The 766-nt window shown below is 47.4% G+C and carries 2 pseudogenes; both read right to left on the bottom strand.

The features are described 5' to 3' along the window. Positions 1 to 614: pseudogene (locus R7O13_RS26330) on the bottom strand (amino acid ABC transporter permease); the annotation flags it as partial. A 1-nt stretch (position 615) separates the two neighbouring features. Continuing rightward, positions 616 to 766, bottom strand: a pseudogene (locus R7O13_RS26325) (amino acid ABC transporter permease); the annotation flags it as partial.

Here is a 766-nt window from a genome sequence, read left to right as displayed (position 1 = left end):
GGAACGCCACGCCATACTTCAATGTAAATCGTACAGATGCTGCGTATGATGGGCATATCAGAGCGTCTACCTAGAGCCAGTGCGACACCGATCGGTAATGAAACCACAATACCAACAAGCGCGATGATCAGTGTGACCAACAATCCGCCCCATTTATGCGTTTCAACCACCTCCAAGCCAAACACACCACCGTAGAAAAGCGCAGCAACGATAAACGGATAGATGTTGACAAAGAACAGCCAAATCCATAAACGTTTTGGTGTTTTTTCATAGGCAAGAAGCACAGTGAAAATCGCGAGCGTGATGTAAAACAGGCGAGGGCGCCAAAGTTCTGCTTCTGGGTAGAAGCCGTACATGAACTGCTCCCAGCGAACACTGATGAACACCCAGCATGCACCTTCTCGGCTACAGTCATCACGCGTTGAGCCTATCCAGTCAGCATTAATGAATGCCCAATCGACAATGTGCCAAAGCGCATTAAAAACGATATAAGCAAGAATAAGCGTGACAATGGAGTTGACTGGGCCATTAAACAAATTCTTGCGTAACCACCCAACCACGCCAACGGTATTTGATGGTGGCGGGAGATCGGGCTGAAATTGATGTGTACTCATATTATCTCTCCACCAGCGCAACTTTTCGGTTGTACAAGTTCATTAACGCAGACGTGAGCAAGCTCAGCGTTAGATAAACGCCCATTGTCATCGCGATGATCTCAATGGCTTGTCCTGTCTGATTCAAGGTTGTACCAGCAAACACAGAAACC

Source organism: Vibrio sp. Y176 (assembly GCF_033438945.1).
Note: the sequence above shows the minus strand (reverse complement) of the source record. Positions and strands in the feature narration are given on the sequence as shown.